The organism is Streptomyces sp. NPDC041200, assembly GCF_055591805.1.
This window is the reverse complement of sequence record NZ_JBVIZF010000009.1, coordinates 143,029-155,618: the sequence shown is the minus strand read 5'-3', so window position 1 is coordinate 155,618 and position 12,590 is coordinate 143,029. Positions and strand designations below refer to the sequence as shown.

12 protein-coding genes and 1 pseudogene are annotated in these 12,590 nt (G+C 72.2%); 6 read left to right on the top strand and 7 right to left on the bottom strand.

Going from position 1 to position 12,590, the window contains the following annotated elements; all coding sequences use genetic code 11:
• Window positions 1-251: 251 nt before the first annotated feature.
• Both ACZ6CL_RS21780 and ACZ6CL_RS21775 read right to left on the bottom strand, forming a co-directional pair.
• Window positions 252-1,892, bottom strand: a complete 1,641-nt coding sequence (locus ACZ6CL_RS21780; protein WP_468937789.1) for a VWA domain-containing protein — start codon at window positions 1,890-1,892, stop codon at window positions 252-254.
• Window positions 1,889-3,079: an AAA family ATPase gene (locus tag ACZ6CL_RS21775; RefSeq protein ID WP_468937788.1), complete on the bottom strand. Its 1,191-nt coding sequence runs from the start codon at window positions 3,077-3,079 to the stop codon at window positions 1,889-1,891. The genes ACZ6CL_RS21780 and ACZ6CL_RS21775 overlap by 4 nt, the downstream gene beginning before the upstream one ends.
• Window positions 3,080-3,183: 104 nt before the next feature.
• On the opposite strand from ACZ6CL_RS21775, the gene ACZ6CL_RS21770 reads away from it, so the two are divergent.
• From ACZ6CL_RS21770 to ACZ6CL_RS21760, 3 genes and pseudogenes are all read left to right on the top strand, one after another.
• Entirely contained in the window at window positions 3,184-3,678 is a 495-nt protein-coding gene (locus tag ACZ6CL_RS21770) for a hypothetical protein (protein ID WP_468937787.1), read from the top strand.
• A gap of 66 nt (window positions 3,679-3,744) precedes the next feature.
• Window positions 3,745-4,551 (top strand): nucleotidyltransferase, encoded by an 807-nt coding sequence (locus tag ACZ6CL_RS21765; protein WP_468937786.1) that lies wholly within the window; start codon window positions 3,745-3,747, stop codon window positions 4,549-4,551.
• A gap of 35 nt (window positions 4,552-4,586) precedes the next feature.
• Window positions 4,587-4,740, top strand: a pseudogene (locus ACZ6CL_RS21760) (phosphotransferase); the annotation flags it as partial.
• Between the two features lie 9 nt (window positions 4,741-4,749).
• Here the strand turns inward: ACZ6CL_RS21760 and ACZ6CL_RS21755 are convergent.
• The 3 genes from ACZ6CL_RS21755 to ACZ6CL_RS21745 all read right to left on the bottom strand — a co-directional run bounded on the left by ACZ6CL_RS21755 (window position 4,750) and on the right by ACZ6CL_RS21745 (window position 7,989).
• Window positions 4,750-5,763, bottom strand: a complete 1,014-nt coding sequence (locus ACZ6CL_RS21755) for a helix-turn-helix transcriptional regulator (RefSeq protein WP_468937785.1) — start codon at window positions 5,761-5,763, stop codon at window positions 4,750-4,752.
• Between the two features lie 91 nt (window positions 5,764-5,854).
• Entirely contained in the window at window positions 5,855-7,018 is a 1,164-nt protein-coding gene (locus tag ACZ6CL_RS21750) for a hypothetical protein (protein WP_468937784.1), read from the bottom strand.
• Window positions 7,015-7,989, bottom strand: coding sequence for a 5-dehydro-4-deoxyglucarate dehydratase (locus ACZ6CL_RS21745; RefSeq protein WP_468937783.1), 975 nt, complete (start codon window positions 7,987-7,989; stop codon window positions 7,015-7,017). The genes ACZ6CL_RS21750 and ACZ6CL_RS21745 overlap by 4 nt, the downstream gene beginning before the upstream one ends.
• A gap of 213 nt (window positions 7,990-8,202) precedes the next feature.
• On the opposite strand from ACZ6CL_RS21745, the gene ACZ6CL_RS21740 reads away from it, so the two are divergent.
• Window positions 8,203-9,021 carry an NAD-dependent epimerase/dehydratase family protein gene (locus ACZ6CL_RS21740; RefSeq protein ID WP_468937782.1) on the top strand — a complete coding sequence of 273 codons (819 nt, stop codon included), beginning with the start codon at window positions 8,203-8,205 and terminating at the stop codon, window positions 9,019-9,021.
• 46 nt (window positions 9,022-9,067) lie between these two features.
• Here ACZ6CL_RS21740 and ACZ6CL_RS21735 read toward each other — a convergent pair whose 3' ends face one another.
• Both ACZ6CL_RS21735 and ACZ6CL_RS21730 read right to left on the bottom strand, forming a co-directional pair.
• Window positions 9,068-10,213 carry an RNA polymerase sigma factor gene (locus ACZ6CL_RS21735; protein WP_468937944.1) on the bottom strand — a complete coding sequence of 382 codons (1,146 nt, stop codon included), beginning with the start codon at window positions 10,211-10,213 and terminating at the stop codon, window positions 9,068-9,070.
• Between the two features lie 20 nt (window positions 10,214-10,233).
• Complete coding sequence (locus ACZ6CL_RS21730; protein ID WP_468937781.1) at window positions 10,234-10,641, bottom strand: YciI family protein; 408 nt, start codon at window positions 10,639-10,641, stop codon at window positions 10,234-10,236.
• Window positions 10,642-10,892: 251 nt separating this feature from the next.
• Between ACZ6CL_RS21730 and ACZ6CL_RS21725 the strand changes: the two genes are divergently transcribed.
• Window positions 10,893-11,567: a HEAT repeat domain-containing protein gene (locus tag ACZ6CL_RS21725; protein ID WP_468937780.1), complete on the top strand. Its 675-nt coding sequence runs from the start codon at window positions 10,893-10,895 to the stop codon at window positions 11,565-11,567.
• A 6-nt stretch (window positions 11,568-11,573) separates the two neighbouring features.
• Window positions 11,574-12,587, top strand: coding sequence for a MerR family transcriptional regulator (locus tag ACZ6CL_RS21720; protein WP_468937779.1), 1,014 nt, complete (start codon window positions 11,574-11,576; stop codon window positions 12,585-12,587).
• Window positions 12,588-12,590 lie beyond the last annotated feature (3 nt).

The window sequence follows — 12,590 nt, the reverse complement described above, 5'->3', positions numbered from 1 at the left end:
ACCGTGCCCTCCCGACCACCCGAGGAGCAGAGCCCACGCCCAATCCCCTCCGACGCGTGAGGAGCCGGCCCGGGCGGAGCCCCAGCGGGGGTGCGGGGGCGGAGATGCCCCACCCCCAGCCCCGCCGGCGTTTGAGGAGCGGGGGTGCGGGGGGCGGAGCCCCCGGAAGGGGGTCTGGGCCGGAGCCCCAGTGGGGGCCGGGGCGGAGCCCCGGGTTCGGGTAGGGGCGGGGTGGGGGAAACGCCCCCGGCCTAGATCACCCGAAACAGATCCGCCGCCGCATGCACATCCCCAAGGTCCTCGACAGAGCGAAGGTTGTCGCACAACGCCTCCAGAACCGACCCCGCCTCAACGACCCGCGGCACCCCCACCGCCACCCCGAACACCCGAAACCCCAACACCCCCTTGGCGGCATTCCAGCCCCGCATCCACTCCTCCGAGACCCCACACTCATCATCGGTGATCATCACAATGTCCCCCCGTCTGCGCGCGGCATCGTTGAACTCCTCCCCCAGCAGCTCACCAGCCACCGACAGCGGCGCCTGATAACTCGTACCGCCCCCCAGAAAGGTCTCGGCGAAGTCGAGCACCCGGTCGACCCGGTCGATCCCCGCAGCCTTCCCAGCGGCCGCCGGAAAGCGAAAGACCCGGATCTTGTCGGCGGCGGAGAACAAGATCCCCACGAAGTCACGCCCCGCCGCACGGGCCTGATCCAGCAGCGCCAGGGCGCACGCCTTGGCCCACGCCTCCCGCGTCACCCCACCCGGCCCGGCCTCGTACATGGAGTGCGAGGTGTCGACGCACGCGATGATGGCCCCCTGCCCGGTGGTCTGCTCGCCCTGGCTGTCGTACAGCATCAGCTCCCCGGCGGCGTAGCGCGCGGCGAACACCGCGCGCAGCTCCGGCAGGCCGAGGTTGGCCAGCTCGGAGGGGATGACGCGGGAGAGGTCGTCGCCGAGCGTGACGCCGACCAGCTCCCCGGCGGCGTTCTCCACCTTGCGGGCGCGCTCGCCGTCGGCCATCTGCCGGAAGCGGCCGATCAGTTCGGCCCACTGTGCGAGTCGGCTGGTCCGCAGCCGCTCGGCGAGCCGGGCGCGCTGCTCGAACGGCAGCCGTTCCAGCTCACCACCGCCAACCCCCCACGCCCGCATCAGCGCGGTCTCCTCCCGGGCGGCCTCGGCGGCCCGCGCCGCCGCGTTCCTCGCGGCGGCGCGGAGGCCGGGGGCCGCCGCCGCGAGGGCCTGCGCGGCACCCTCGGCGGCCCGCCGCGCGGCACCCTCCGCCGCCTCTGCGGCCTCAATCGCCCGGCCCACCGCATCGGCGGCAGGCCCCGGCACAGCACCGTCCTCCCCGTCCCCCTCCCCGGCCCCGTCCACGGCTCGCTGAAGCGCCTCCCCCACCGCGACCGCCGCGCCGTCAGCCTCCCGCTGCGCCCGCCCCGCCCGCTCCCCCCGCTCCTGAGCCCCCCGGGACCGCTCCAGCATCCCCCGCAGCGCGCCGGCCTGGGCGAGTACGGCCATGGCGGCGGCGTACGGGTCACCGGCCGTCTCCCGGCGCAGCTCGGCGAACTCCCGTGACTCCACCAGCGCGGTGATGATCTGGTGGTTCACCAGCCGCGAGGGGTCCATCTCCGCCAGCTCCCGCACCCGCGGGGCGACCTTGTACGCGGCGAGGAACGCATCGGCCACCAGGTCGGTGGCGTACGCGTACGCGTAGCGCGCGCTCAGCTCCTCCGCCACCTCCCGCAGCCCGGCCGACTGCTCGTACGTATCGCGCCACGTGACGCGGTCGAACCGGTCCGCGACCACCGCCGCGGTGTGCCGCCGGGGCACGGCGGCGGACCGGGCCAGCCACTTCCCGCCCCGGCTTGCCAGCTCGTCGAGGGTGCTCACAGCTGGGCCTGCACCATGTTCGCGTCCATGCCCAGAGCCTCGGTGAGCACGCGGGCACGGACGGCGCGCTGACGCCCCGTCACGCGGTCGATCGCGGCGGTGGAACGGCCCGCGCTCGCCGCGTCCTGGCGCAGCTTCTCCAGCCGCTTGCCCGTCATGGCGAGCTGGTTGTGGGCCTTCTTGATGACCCACTCGCTCAGCGCCTCACGCGACCGCCCGGCCATGGCGTCGAGCTGCGCCTCCACCTCCTCGATGGCATCGGCCAGGTCGAGCGCCTCCTTGGCGTCGGGGTTGACCAGGTGCAGCACCTCGCGCTCGACGGTCGGGCGCTGCGCGGGCGAGTCCCACAGCACATGGGTCAGCACCGACAGATCGGCCTCGCCGACCTCCGCGCGGCCGTCGAGGTACGCGGACGCCTGCAGCAGCCCCACCGCCTGCCGCCAGCGGCGGTCGGAGGCGACGAGTTCCTTGCGCCGCAGGGCGGCCCGCAGCGTACACACCGCGTCCACGATCTCGTCGGGGACCTCCACCGCCGGAACGGCCTCGCCCACGGCGTGCTGCAACGCGGCCAGCTCCACCGTCGTCCGCTCCGGCGCCGCCGGACGGCTGACGGCGGACCGCACGAGCGCGGCGAAGTTGGACGGGTCCGCCAGGTACCCGACCTCGATCCGCACCAGCAGCCGGTCGTAGATCGCGGCCGTATCCTCCCCGCTGGGCAGCTCGTTGCTGGCCGTAATGGCCCCGATCAGCGGGCACCGGATCGGCTCGCCGCCGCTCTCGGGGTGGTAGATCCGCTCGTTGAGGAAGCCCAGCGTCTCGTTCAGCGCCGCCGTGGAGCACTTGAAGATCTCGTCGATGAACGCGACATGCGCGGTCGTGGCGCGGCCGTCGTACACCTGCCGGTACTCGCCCCGGGCCAGCGCGGCCACGTCGATGGGACCGAACATCCTGGTCGGCGCGGTGAACTTGGACAGCAGGATCTCCCAGTACGCCGCCCCCTCGACCCGCCCCGTCAGCTCCCGCGCCATCTCGGACTTCGCCGTCCCCGGCGGCCCGAGCACCAGTGAGTGCTGCCCGGCCAGCAACGTCACGATCAGCGTCCGCACCACGTCGTCCCGCTCGTAGAACCGCTCCGCCAGCTCATCACCGATCGCCCGCAGCCGCTTGGCCGTGTCCTGCGCGTCCATACTCAACTCCTCGCCCACGGCGCCCCCTTGGACTGACGCCCTTCGCCCTGAACCTACGACGGCGGACCTTTACCGCTGATCCGGGGCACCGTACGGTCGGGTCCATGGACTGGTTGGGGCCGGTGAACACGCTGATGGGTGCGGGGATCGGAGTCGGAGCGACTCTCCTCGCCGACCGCCTTCGCTGGCGCCGGGAACGCGAAGCGCTCCGCCAGGACACGCGTCGGCAGGCGTACGCGTCGTTCATGGCCGCCCTCTCGGAGGCGTACACGCGCCTGCACGTGATCGCCCGCGGGGGAGGCCCGGCGGACGAAGCGGGACGGGCGGCCCACGAGGCGTTCGCGTCCAGCAAGGCGTATCCGCTGCGCTACGAGCTGGCGCTGATCGCTCCGTGGGAGGTGATGGAGCCGACCAACCAGGCCTTCTGGAAGGTCCGCGACCTCCGAGACCTGGTGGCGACCGGCGCCACCGCCGAAGACCCCGCCTTCGGCCAGTACATCCGCGCCTACCTGGCGGCGGCCGAGGCCGCCCAAACGGCCATGCGCCAGGACCTCGGCACGTCCTGGCCCCAACGGGACACGCCCCCGCACACCACCTGAGGCGCCACTTCCGGCGCCACGGAAAATCGCTCGGCGGCAGACGAAGGCACGAGGCACAGTGTCCCCATGAGCGGAAGAGGGCTGGAGCCGGACGGGACGATCGCGCGTGAAGGTGCGCTGAACCGCGTGCCTGAAGCCTTCGCCCCCGTCATCGATGCCGCCCGCGCCCAGATCACCGCATTGTTCGACAGCACCCGGCTGCACAGCGCCTATCTCTACGGCAGCATCCCCCGCGGCGCCGCCGTTCCGGGTGTATCCGACCTTGACCTGCTTCTCGCTCTCCATCACGAGCCCACGGAGACAGACCGATCGGACGCCAAGACGATCGAGGCCGCTCTCGATCATTCCTTCGTCCAGATCAACGGCGTCGGGATCCTTCTGTCCAGCGCGCGCGAGCTGCTCAGTGAACGCGAACGTCATGACGGCGGTTTCTTTGTCGCTTGCCTGTGCACGCCACTGCTGGGCAGCGACCTCGCCGAACAGCTCCCCCGCTACCGCCCCACAGCCCTGCTCGCCCGCGAGACGAACGGTGACCTCGGGCTGGCCCTCCCCCGCTGGCGCGAGCGAGCCGCTGAGGCAGCGACGGACGCGGACCGCAAGGCCCTCAGCCGCCTCGCCGCGCGCAAGGTCGTGCGCACCGGCTTCACCCTGATCATGCCTCGCTGGGGCGGCTGGACCAGCGACCTCGCCGAGTCCGCCGAACTCTTCGGTCGTTACTACCCCGAGCGCGCCGAGCAGATGCGCGTGGCCGCGGCCACGGGCCGCGCCCCCTCCGCGGATCCGGCGGTACTCGGCATGCTCATCGACGACCTGGGGCCGTGGCTCGCGGCCGAATACACGGCCGTGCACGGTGACAGAGCACCCCGCCCCTGAACGGGCAGTGAACGGGCTGACGACAGGAGCCGCACTTGGTGACCGGGAGGACGGCGGATCCCCGCCCCGCTATCGATGCCGCGCTGGCCAGACGGCTGGTCGACGCGCAGTTCCCGCAGTGGGCCGGGGCTGCCTCTCACGCTGTTCGACCCCGCTGGCTCGGATCATGTGATCTACCGGCTGGGCGAGAACAGGGCGTCAGCGCCCAGTCCCCGGGCCCTTGACGGAGGGTCCGCTCGGTCCGGACATCCACAAACCGCGGTAGTCCCTGGGCGATACGCCATACGCCGCGCGGAAGGCGCGGGTGAAGTTGGCGGCGCTGGTAAAGCCCCAGCGGGTGGCGATGGTGTGGATGGGGACGGCGCACAGCGCGGGGTCGGAGAGGTTGTTGCGGGCGTGTTCCAGGCGTTGCTGGCGGATCCAGGCGGTGACGGTGGTGCCTTGGCCCTGGAAGAGGCGGTGCAGGTAGCTGCGGGAGATGGAGTGGGCGGAGGCGATGACACCGGGAGTGAGTTCAGGGTCGTGCACATGCTGCTGGATGAACGCCTGGATGCGTGAAGTCAGGGCCTGTCGGTGGGTCTCGGGCGAAAGGGCGCGGTCGGCGTCCAGTTCGTGGGCGAGCAGCGCGGCCAGCAGGTCGGCCACGGCTCTCCCGATCCGGGGCCCGTCAGCTTGCCGGTAGGTGCTCGCGTCCGCGGCGATGCGGCCGACCGTGTGGGCGAGCAGAGCGCCCATGCCCTCGCGGGCGGAGATGCGGCAGTGGGCCAGCGCGTTCACCCGGTGTGAGGGGAAGGGCATCAGCGCCTTCGGTACCAGGATCGCAGTCCCCCGGTACGCGCTGTGACCGGGTTCGGCGGTCATGCGATTGGTCCCGGGGATCGAGGTGTCCTGGATGACCACCTCCTGCGCGGTGTGGCTGCTCTCGTGGTCGGACCACATGACGTCCAGCCTCCCGCTCTGGGGAAACGCCACCTGGTACAGCTCCGGATCGCATTGCCGGACCATGCTCGGTGGCCGGTGCCAGCGCATCGACGGCATGCGCAGCCTGATCAGCTGGACGGGGCCCAGAGAAAGGGCGCGCGCGGACACTTGGAGCGCGGCGGTGTCGTCGATGGAGACGCCCGCCGGCAGCACCTGCGAAACGTGCTGCGGCCAACAGTCGACGCGGTCCGCCGGTCCCGGGTCTTCGCTCCCGAACATGGTCTCGTGCAAGGCTTCCTCCGCTCTCCGTTCCTGTCACCAGTGGACCAGAGAGCCATCATCAGCCGATGAACGCGCTGGTGTCGCAGGAAAGAGAGCCAGCTCACCCCAGGTGGGTCAGGGCCTTGCGGACCTCCGCCAGATCCCCGTCCGACGCCAACCCCGCATGGTAGAGGCGGATTTCGTCGGCGCCCAGTTCGGCCGCGTGCACAGCGTCGTCCACGAGCGAGGACGGCCGGCCCCCCATCCCCGCCACCACCGTGAAGTTCGCGGCGAGCACCGTCCCCTCCCGCCGGTGCGGGACGAACGGCGGGAGCACCGCGGAGCGGGCGGCCGCGTCACCCGTGCAGGGCAGCACGACCCCGTCCGCGTGCGCGAGGACGTCCGCCGGGTCGACGCCCACGTTGGCGCCCACCCGCCGCCGGTCAGGCAGCGCGTGCAGCAGCACCTGGAAACCGGGGCCAGGCGCCGCGGACCGCACCGCGGACACCGCGTCCCGCTGCAGCCCGCTCGCCACCCCGTCCCGCCACGCGGCGAAGACCTTGGCGGCGTCCGCGTCCAGCGCCCCAGGAGCGGCGGCGCCGGACCACACCGGGTCCAGCGCCCGCCGCACGGCGCCCCGCAGCTCCTCCGCGGAAGCTCCCAGCCCCTCGTACCCCGCACAACAGCACTCGCAGAAGCACAGCGACATCAGGTACTGCGCCTCCTCCCCCAGCCCCACGCCACCGATCTTGTCGTGGGCGTGCAGATGGGCGAGCCCGTACCAACCGCACGACTCCAGCTCGACCCCGGAAGTCCCCGGCCGCACCGACGCCTCGACCGCCAGGTCGACCAGATACTCGCGCACCTCGGGCCGCCCGACGCACGGCGCCCACGGGTAGCGGTCCCCGTACGCATTCCGCACGGAGGTGCCGGGATGCTCGTCCCCCAGCCGGGAGTTATGGGCCAGCACGACCCACGCGTGCACCTCCAGCCCGGCCCCGGTCAGAGCGTCCGCCGCCTCCCCGAAAGGATCGGAACCGGCCACCCACGTCTGCTCGTACGGCCGCAGCGCGCGCCCGGCCCACCGCTCCGCGTCCACCGGATACAGCACCGCCGCATGCCGCGCCGTCACGATCCGGTGGTGGGGGTGCCGGGGGGTGAGGGCGCGCGTCGAGTGGTAGGCGGAGGCCAGGGTGACCTGCCGTACGCCCAGGTCGGCGATGCGTGCCGCCGCGTCCGGATCCCCGACCACATCCCACGGGTACACAAAGGCGGAGGCCTTCATCGCGCGCCGCCCTCCCCCACCAGTTCCATGCCCCGCTCGATCAGTTCGGCCAGCTCCTTGACGTGCGCCGCGCTCGGCTCGCTCAGCGGCGGCCGCACCTCGCCCACGTCCAGCCCGCGCATCCGCACGCCCGCCTTGACCAGCGATACGGCGTATCCGCGCCCCTGGTTGCGCAGTTCGACGAGCGGCCGGTAGAAGCCGTCCAGCAGCCGGTTGACGACATCGTCGTCGCCCGCCATCAACGCCCGGTGGAACGCCAGCGCGACCTCCGGCACGAAGCAGAAGACGGCGGACGAGTACAGCGTGACCCCGATCCCCCGGTACGCCAGCCCGGTCAGCTCGGCGGTGGGCAGCCCGTTGAAGTAACGGAACCCCTCCACCCCCGCCTCCCGCACCGCGCTCACGATGCGCTGCATCAGGTCCAGGTCGCCGAGCCCGTCCTTCAGCCCGATGATCCCCGGCACCCGCGCGAGCCGCGCCACGGTCTGCGGCGCGAAGACGGCGTTGTCGCGCTGGTAGACGATGATGTCCAGATCGGTGGCCCCGGCCAGCGCGGTGTAGTGCCGGACCAGCCCCTCCTGATCCGCGACCACCAGATACGGCGGCATGGCGAGCAGCCCGTCCGCGCCCGCCCGCTCCGCGAGCTTGGCGTAGTGCACGGCGAGCGCCGTCCCGTATCCGGCGCCCGCGACGACCGGCACCCGCACCCCACCGGCGGCCTCGACCGCCGCGGCCTCTTCCACCGCCACGGTGACGCAGTCGTGGAACTCCTCGGGGGTCAGCGCGTGGAACTCCCCCGTCCCGCAGCAGGCGAAGACGGCCCCGGCGCCCGCCTCGATGCCACGGCGCACATGGGTGCGGTAGACCTCGAGGTCGAGGGCGCCATCGGGCCCATAGGCGGTCACGGGGAAGAACAGCAGTCCGTCAAGGCGCTCGGCGAACGATGCCGAGGCTGAGGGGGCTGTGGTCACGGGCTCTCCCTGTCGCGTGCACGTCTCTGATCGGCATCTATATTCATGAACGCGGACACCGTATGGCAGCCGTCGCGTACGGGTCAAGGGGCGGCGCGCGCATCGATCACCCTTGACGCCTCCCCCCGCAATCCCTACGTTGTCCATGCATCTGAACAAGGTGCACATATACGCCCGGCGTCCGTGTACATACCGTCCGGAGGAGATCCGCCCATGTCCGCGCCCGCTCCCCGCACCATCCTCCTCACCGGCGCCGCCGGCGGCATGGGCACCCTGATGCGCGAACTGCTGCCCGCGTACGGCTACGAGCTGCGCCTGTTCGACGTCATCCCCATCCCCGACGCCCCGGACGCGATCATCGCCGATCTCGCCGACGAGGACGCGCTGCGCCGGGCCGTGGAGGGCGTCGACGCGATCATCCACCTCGCGGGCATCTCCCTGGAAGCCTCGTTCGAGAAGATCCTCGCGGCGAATATCCAGGGCACGTACAACCTCTACGAGGCGGCCCGCGCGGCGGGCGTCCGCCGGATCGTCTTCGCGTCCAGCAACCACGCGGTGGGCTTCACGCCCCGCCCGTCCGGCGACGACGCCCCGCTGATCCCGATCGACACCCCGCGCCGCCCGGACACCTACTACGGCATCTCCAAGTCCTTCGGCGAGGACCTGGGCTCGTACTACTGGGACAAGTACGGCATCGAGTCCGTCGCCATCCGCATCGGCTCCTGCTTCCCCGAGCCGACGAACGTCCGGATGCTGTCCATCTGGATGAGCCCGGCCGACGGCGCCCGCCTCCTGCACGCCGCGCTCACCGCCGCGGACGTCGGCTACACCGTCGTGTACGGCAGCTCGGACAACACCCGCCTGTGGTGGGACCTGTCCTCCGCCCGGGCGCTGGGCTACGAACCGCAGGACGACTCGGAGCCGTACGCCGCGAAGCTCATCGCCGCGCAGGGCGAACTGGACCCGGGCAACCCCGACCACGCCAACCTGGGCGGAGCGTTCTGCACCAACCCGCCCATCTGGCCCCGCTGACCCCGCACCCGCCGATCTGGCCGCGCTGACCCCCTCTGCGCGGCCGTCAGGGGCCACCGCGCGCGTTGAGCCGGGCGGCCTGGCGCGTCAGATGGTCGCGCTCGGCGAGGTTGGACGCCTTCTGGGCCGCCTCGGCGTACAGCCGTGCCGCCGTCGCCAGGTCGCCGTCGCGCTCGTGGAGGTACGCCGCCACCGCGGCGTGGCGGGGCAGGGAGTCGTCCAGCGCCGCGAGCGCCGCCAGGCCCGCGCGCGGTCCGTCGGCCTCGCCCACGGCCACCGCGCGGTTGAGCCGGACGACCGGACTGTCGGTCAGCCGCGCCAGTTCGTCGTACCACTCCACGATCTGTACCCAGTCCGTCTCCCCGGCGGTGGGCGCGTCGGCGTGGAGTGCCGCGATGGCGGCCTGGGCCTGGAACTCGCCCAGCCGGTCACGGGCGAGCGCCGCCTGAAGGATCTCGACGCCCTCGGCGATCGCCGTGGTGTCCCACCGGCCGCGGTCCTGCTCGGCGAGCGGCACCAGGCCGCCGTCCGGCGCGGTCCGGGCGGCGCGCCGGGCGTGGTGGAGCAGCATGAGGGCGAGCAGCCCCGCCACCTCGGGGTGGTCGATCGCGGCCGCGAGCTGCCGGGTGAGCCGGATGGCCTCGACGGCGAGGTCGACGTCGCCCGAGTAGCCCTCGTTGAAGACCAGGTAGAGAACGCGCAGCACGGTGGCGACGTCGCCGGGCTGGTCGAACCGTATGCCCGAGACGGTGCGCTTGGCCCGGCTGATGCGCTGCGCCATGGTCGCCTCGGGCACCAGATAGGCCTGGGCGATCTGGCGGGTGGTGAGGCCGCCGACGGCGCGCAGGGTGAGCGCGACCGCCGACGAGGGCGTCAGCGACGGATGGGCGCACAGGAAGTAGAGCTGGAGCGTGTCGTCCACCGTGGGCGCGGGCCCGGGTTCCGGCTCCTCGTCGACGCGGTCCTCCCGGCGGCGCCGTGCGACGTCCGCCCGGGTCGCGTCGAGGAACCGGCGCCAGGCCACGGTGACCAGCCAGCCCTTCGGGTCCCTCGGCATATCGCCCGGCCAGCTACGGACCGCCTCGACCAGCGCGTCCTGCACGGCGTCCTCGGCCGCCGCGAAGTCGGCTCCGCGGCGGACGAGGATGGCGAGCACGCTCGGGGTGAGGCTCCGGAGCAGGGCCTCGTCCATGGATGGGGTCACCGATGAGGTCACTCCGTGATGGTGGGCGGCGCGGCCAGGAACGGGCGCAGTTCCAGCCACTCGTGGATCGGCTTCCCGTCCGCGCCGGGCGCGGCCGACAGTTCCCCGGCCAGCTCGACGGCGCGCTCGTAGCTGTCGACGTCGATCACCATCCAGCCCGCGATGAGGTCCTTGGTCTCGGCGAACGGGCCGTCGGTGACCGGCGGGCGCCCCTCGCCGTCGTACCGGACCCACGTCCCCTCGGGGGCGAGCGCCTGACCGTCGACGAACTCGCCGGTCTTCTCCAGCCGGGCCGCGAAGTCGTTCATGTACTGCACGTGGGCCGTGATCTCTTCCGGCTTCCACTGGTCCATGGGCACGTCGTTGACCGCTGCCGGGGCGCCTCGGTAGTGCTTGAGCAGCAAGTACTTGGCCATCGTGGTTCTCCTCAGGTACCGGTGCGACCCATTGTCGTCGCGTTCATAGCAGGGACGGAGCCGGTTCCGGGTTCTCGACATCGCCGCCCGAAGCCGTCCGAAGTTTTTTCGCCCGCGTCGTGCGGCGAGCCGGATCGGCCATTCGGCCGATCCGCCGCACGACGGACATCACATCGCCTCGGCGCGCGGAGAACGCGCTTGACCTTGACACCGTGACAAGGACTTCACTGTGGCCCGAGGAGGTGGTCCCCATGGCCATGCCGAAAGAGGACACGAACACGAACACGACGCGCGCGCTCCAGGGGCTGGAGCACGACGACGCGTCCGTCCGGCTGCGGGCGGCGCTGGCGGTCGGCTCGGCCCCGGACCCGCGGTTCATCGGCACGCTCATCGAACGATGCGCGATCGAGCCCGAGTTCTCCGTGCGCGAGATGCTGACGTGGGCCCTCACCCGCCACTCGGCGGCCATGACGGTCCCCGGGCTCATCGGGGAACTCCGTTCGGAGCACGCGCAGGCGCGCAGCCAGGCGCTGCACACGCTGTCCAAGATCGGGGATCGGCAGGCCTGGCCGTCGATCACACGGGCGCTGCTGACCGACGCCGACGACGAGGTGGCGCGGAGCGCCTGGCGCGCGGCGGTGGTGCTCGTACCCGAAGGTGAGGAACCCGCGCTGGCCTCGGTGTTGGCGACCCAGCTCGGGCGCGGCGAGCATGAGACGCGGCTGAGCCTCAGCCGGGCGCTGATCGCGCTCGGCGAGGTGATCATGCCGGTCCTGCTCCCCGCGATGAAGGATCCCGACCCCCTGGTACGTGCGCACGCGCTCGCCACGGAACGGCTGTCGCGCGACCCGGACGCCGGATTCGAGTTCGCGATCGAGGAGGCGAAGCGCATCGTGGCTCTTGGCACAACCGGCCAGGAGGGGTGAGGGGCAGTGTTGATCGGTGAGGTGGCCCGGCGGTCCGGGGTCAGCGCCCGCATGCTCAGGCATTACGACGCGCTCGGCCTGGTGCGGCCGACGGGCCGTACCGAGGCCGGGTACCGCGAGTACTCCGGCGACGACATCCGGCGCATCTTCCACATCGAGAGCCTGCGGTCCCTGGGGCTGTCGCTGCGTGACGTCAGCCGCGCGCTCGATGATCCCGGCTTCGCGCCCTCGGAGCTGGTCGACGACCTCATCCGCCAGACGCGGGAACGCCTCGCGGCGGAGACGGAGCTGCTCACGCGCCTCCGCCGGATCGGTGCCGCGGAACCCACCGGCTGGGAGGACGTCCTGCAGACCGTCGCGCTCCTCCAGGCCTTGCGGTCACAGAGCGCCGGGACGCGCCAGCGCGCGGCCTTGTCCTCGGTCGAAGAGGTGCCGGTGGAAGCACTGGTCGAGGCGGCGCTGAGCGAGACGGACCCGAGCGTCGCCGGAGCTCTTCGATGGGCTCTGGCGCGACGGGGCGACGCCGGATTGGCGCTGCTGGCGGAGGGCCTTGGCTCACCACTGGCCGAGGTGCGGAAACGTGCCGTCCAGGCCATCGCCGAGATGCAGGACGATGAGCCGGCCGGGGAGTCGGCCGGTGAATCGACGGCGCTGCTGCGGGACGCCCTCGCCCATCCCGACCTCGTGGTCCGCCGGTATGCGGCCCTGGCGCTCGGGCCGCGTGGCGCGGCCGACGCGGTCCCGACGCTCATCGACATGATCGTCGAGGGGACGAACGACGTCGACGCGGCCGACGCGCTGGGCGCGCTGGCGAGTGATCCCGTGGTGGCGGACCGGATCGCCACCGGGCTCGTCGACCGCCTCGCCCACGCCACCGTCGCGTCATCCGCACGCCGACGGCTGACCCAGGCGCTCGCGGACGTCCCGGGCGCCACGACGTCACGTGCCCTCGCGCAGCTGTCCCATGACGAGGACCGGGCCGTCGCGCTGACAGCGGCGTACCTGCTCGGGACCCGCTGACGC